Annotated in this window: 5 protein-coding genes; 1 reads left to right on the top strand and 4 read right to left on the bottom strand. The window is 43.6% G+C overall.

Annotated elements, in window-relative coordinates; translation table 11 throughout:
- On the top strand, positions 1-2,479 hold a 2,479-nt coding region (locus tag BCT49_RS05470), incomplete at its 5' end, for a LysM peptidoglycan-binding domain-containing protein (protein WP_102434454.1).
- Between the two features lie 477 nt (positions 2,480-2,956).
- Here the strand turns inward: BCT49_RS05470 and BCT49_RS05460 are convergent.
- The 4 genes from BCT49_RS05460 to BCT49_RS05445 all read right to left on the bottom strand — a co-directional run.
- Complete coding sequence (locus BCT49_RS05460) at positions 2,957-3,193, bottom strand: hypothetical protein (protein WP_102294678.1); 237 nt, start codon at positions 3,191-3,193, stop codon at positions 2,957-2,959.
- A gap of 42 nt (positions 3,194-3,235) precedes the next feature.
- On the bottom strand, positions 3,236-3,496 hold the full coding sequence (locus tag BCT49_RS05455; protein ID WP_102434453.1) for a hypothetical protein: 261 nt from the start codon (positions 3,494-3,496) through the stop codon (positions 3,236-3,238).
- A 46-nt stretch (positions 3,497-3,542) separates the two neighbouring features.
- Positions 3,543-3,797, bottom strand: a complete 255-nt coding sequence (locus BCT49_RS05450) for a hypothetical protein (protein ID WP_102434452.1) — start codon at positions 3,795-3,797, stop codon at positions 3,543-3,545.
- Positions 3,794-4,478 (bottom strand): transcriptional regulator (locus tag BCT49_RS05445; RefSeq protein ID WP_102434451.1); only part of this gene is annotated, 685 nt, incomplete at its 5' end. The genes BCT49_RS05450 and BCT49_RS05445, both read right to left, overlap by 4 nt.

Genomic DNA, 4,478 nt, shown 5'->3' with positions numbered 1-4,478 from the left:
GAGCTATTCCAGCTTTATGGATAAGCTAAAAAGTGGTGAGCTGGCACTATTGACTGATTCACCCATAAAGCCTGTGATGCTCAGAGATGGAATGAGAAAATCGTGGAGTTTGTCTGTTGAAGGACAAGAGGCGTTATCGCCTGAAGCGAAAAATGCCTACCTGTCCAGAGCAAGAATGTCTGGCGGTGCGACGGGCAGCGCTGCGCCAACTCAAAGCACCGCTGGTTATGCCTCTAACATTGAAGAGACTTACGTTCCTGAGCCCGTAAAACCAGATACCTCAGATGCACCACCAAAACTGCAATACGAATATTGCTTTGAAGTGGCTTGCTCGGATGAGACGTTGAAAAAAAGTGTAAGCTGCTCGTTTGAACTGACGAAAACCAAACAAGAAGCCCTAATTGGCCGTTGGCAGACTGAAGCAACCAAACACGGTACGAAATACACCGCCTATACCGCATTTGATGAGCCTAAAAGGCTGGTAGCGAAAGTGGGTTCTAGCTCTATGGGTATTGGCGTTCCAGATAGTGTACAGGTCAAGCCTATAGGCTCTGGTGTAGTGCGAGAAGCCTTTATCCCAGTCATCCCATCAGTGCAGCTAGGAGAGCGTTTAGGACTGCCAACGGAAGGTTATTATTACCACTTTCATAATGACCGTTTGGTTCAAGAATATAAGCTGCTTGGTGAGGGTAAGTGGGCGTTTTATGCTACATGCTCTACCCACGAGCAGATCAATGATGAGCAAGGCTACAACATCTATCAAAGTGCCATTCTGGTTTACTGGAAGCTCGAAGGTAAAGAGATTGAAAATCAACATCTGATTTACTTAGAAAAACAAATTGCCCGAGAAGAGCTTGATAGCCTTAATGATGATTGGTTGGCTCAACATGGTATCAAACTTGATATCAACGAACTGCTTGCGGCACCCAAACAGCCTATCGTGGAAAGGCAAACCACTCAACCAGTGGAAACGGATAAAGCAGAGAGCAAACAAGACACGCATACTGTTGGATCTGACTCCAAAACCAACCAACGGGAATCATGGGGAGCCATTGCTGGGCAATATGGTTTGTCGGCGAAACAGTTGCTTGATTTGAACCCGCAGTATGATGCTGATCCGATGAAATTGAAGGTTGGTGACCAATTAGTAGTAAGTAACAAGACCAAGATTGAACAACAGACCGATTTAAAGTTTGGGAAACCAAGTGTTGAAGTGAAGGAATACAACAATTCCTCAAACTCAATTTATGACTATTCAAGTTCTTACATCAAAGGCTCCATATTTAAGTCGGTGAATTCTGAAGGTGTTGTTCACGATGATCTCACCATTGCTAACTTAAAAGAGGTTGAAGAGCAGATAGAGTTCCAACTTGGCTTTGCGAGGGTCGAAGAGTCTCAGGCCCTTAGTGATTATTGGGAACAAGCGCTAAGTGGTGTTTCTTCGAAAACGAAATCTCTGATCCAAGAACATAACCAACATCTGAATGATCCTCTAATTCCTGGAGAAATGGTTATCTTCCTAACTAAGGAGCCGTCTTCAGAAGAGGACAAGGCCAAGCTAAAGTCATTAAAAGATAATTCAGTGCTAGCGAGTGAAGAATTGGGCAAGTTGAGCTCCGACCAAATCGAGTTGCATCAAGCTTACTTTGAAGTAATAGAAAATAAGCTGGTGGAGTATTGGAATACGGGTAAGCCGTCGGACTCATTCGCATACATGGGAGCAACAGTTGGAACAATAGCGCCAGCAATGCAGAAAAATCTGGAAAATGTATCTTCATCACTTAAAAAGATGGATCGTCTATACCTCGATCTCCTAGCTAAAAAAATCGACCGATCAAACTTTGTTCGACAGAGGCAAGGTTTGAAGAAAATCCTCGATAAGCAGTTGGATAAACTTACGCAACGTACTCTAAAGATACCGGTCGACCAAGGCTTAAAGACAAGTTTGGGCATAGATTCTACTAGGTCACTCATTCACAATGCTGATGAAATATTAAAGGCAGGTTCGGTTCCTGAGTTGGGAGCCCGTGTCGCAAACACTGCTAAGTGGATAACTTATGCGGAGAAAGCTGGAAAAGTTGCTATAGGACTCAGTGTAGCTAGCGGTGTGTATAACGTGTCTGAGAATTGTGGGAGTCTTGAAACTTGTGCACGTAGCACTGTTAAAGAGACTGGCGGAGTAATTGGAGGCTGGGCTGGAGGTACTGCTGGTGCTGCGGCCGCTGGGGCTTTTGTTGCTTTTGTTGGGATAACTTCCGCGCCCGTTGTTATGCTTGTGGTTGGAGTCGGAGCTTTGGGAGCAGGAATCTATGGTGCTGGCTCTGGTAAGGATATAGCGGAAAAGGCTTATGAATTTTTCGAGTTAGAACTATTTTTGAAAGAAATTGAAAGCAATATTGAGAAAGATATACCTGATGATATCGAAGAGTACATAAATAAGCAGATTTTCAATGATTTCAGTGTTGGAGCGAGTTTCTAGGGGGAGACAAATGTTAGGCATAAAACCACTATTAGGGTTGTTATTTTTCGTGTGGGGGGGAGTCTATTTTTATCACCTTGTCGTCTATTCCTTAGGAGATAAAAAACATATCAATCAATTAGTAGACAACTTAGCGAAAGAGCCCGAAAGTTTTAAGAGTAAAAACTACATTGCTATGAATAGTATGGGGGCTGGTGGTTTATTCTCATACTTTTGCCTAGTTTACCCTCTTGTAAGACATCGAAGAAGAGAGAAAAAGTGTTCTTCTGACGCTTTTATGTTTTCAAATTGGTTGTTTTTCATGACAGTGCTTTACCTTTTTATTTTCGTATAAAGGATTAATGTCGCTATCATTCTGGGTCGGTATAAGTACTTTTTTACAGATAACATATACCTTCAAACTGGTGCATTGAGACAAAAAAAGAATGGGGAGCAATTGCTCCCCATTGTCATTTTTATCCTTGACTGGTGGTGGTATTATTTTTCTGTGATGGCTTCACAGCCTTTAGGAACCGTAATCGACGATACCTGTTTACCTGCGTTTAGGGCTGCTTTCACATCCAGCTTGTATTGAGTGCATTTGCCTACACTGACGTTAACCGCTCCCGTTTCTACCGATGGATTACCTCCAAGCGATCCACCACCTTGAGCTAAAACAAAAGGTGACGCTAAGGTAGCAAGTAGAACAAGTGTGTTTGTTGTGATGTTTTTCATGGTGTCATTCTCACTATAATTTAAAAAAGAAAGTTGGGGAGATTAGTTAGCCGTTTGTTCAGCTTCAGGTGAACACTTATTCTTATCGGAGATCTGACCGTTAAGCTTTCCACACGCATCGGCAGTCCAATGTAGAAGAGCTCCAGCGACAAGAGTAGATTGAGGACCTTGTTTTCCATTCCAGTGCTTCTCCAGATGCGCCTTAGATATGTTGGGTGTTCCACCGAGCGCAGCGTTTGCCATTGATGAAACGCTTAGAGATGAGCTCAATGCAATCGCGATGAGTACGTATGATTTTTTCATATTCGATCCTTATTGGTGTTGATAGATGAGTTGTTTTGCTTTCGGTTTAGAAGGTGTAAACAAAGGTGCCAGCCGTTGAAGTGACTTCAATTTCTTTTACGTTATCGACGGTGTTGTTGGTGATGGCTTGTAGGTCAAAGACTAAGCTTCCCCAATGAGAGTTGGTGGAGATCGATACTTCTATATCCGCAACGGCTTCAGGAGATTCTTCCTGCTCAGTGCATCCTGTTGCTCCAATAAACAGGGCCATCGTGACTGCGTATCGAACCGATTGGTTTAGTCGATGTTTTAGTTTGGTCATGGGTTTACTCTCCTCATTGGTGAGTGAAATTCTGGGTAGCCTGTTCCTTCGTGAGCCAGCATGAACTGCTCAACATTGAAGTCAGAGGGGTAGGTAAATGAAAATGTCGATACACTGGCCTCATCGATGAGTGGTAAGGCAACGGTGTGTATTGGATGTTGGTCGGATAACCGAAAGAGCAGCAAGAGCGCGTCACATTGAACCGAGAGTCCCAGTGGTTCAATGAGTGTTTGCTCTTGCTGCAAAGTTTGGCTAGAGACCTTTAGCATTCGGTTGTTAAGTAATGCTTCATGGACTGACCCTAAGACTTGTTGCTGCTTGTTACTCCAGCTTCTCGTATTAGGTAGGTTGAGGTGTACTTTGCTTAGCCAAAGTCGTTCTTTTGAAATGGCTGAAGCCTTATCCCGTAAGGGTTTCTCTCTCTCCGAGGACCGACCCTGTCCATAATTCAGTGCATCAGGAATAAGCGGCTGTAAGTACTTGTTGGTCAGTTGCCAATAGAGCATTTCTTGCTTATTTAGCTTCAGTAATTGCTCGGATGTTTTTCGGTAAACATGGGGCATGCTCATCGAATCGCACTCTACGTTAAACACCTCCACAATGATGTCATCGAGATAACGTTTGATACTGCGCGTGGTGCGGTGGATATCGATTAGGGCTAACTGCTGCTGCAACTCCCTA

It is taken from the genome of Vibrio lentus (assembly GCF_002875945.1).
In the GTDB taxonomy this organism is placed as follows: domain Bacteria; phylum Pseudomonadota; class Gammaproteobacteria; order Enterobacterales; family Vibrionaceae; genus Vibrio; species Vibrio apostichopi.
This window is presented reverse-complemented; position numbering and strand designations above follow the sequence as displayed.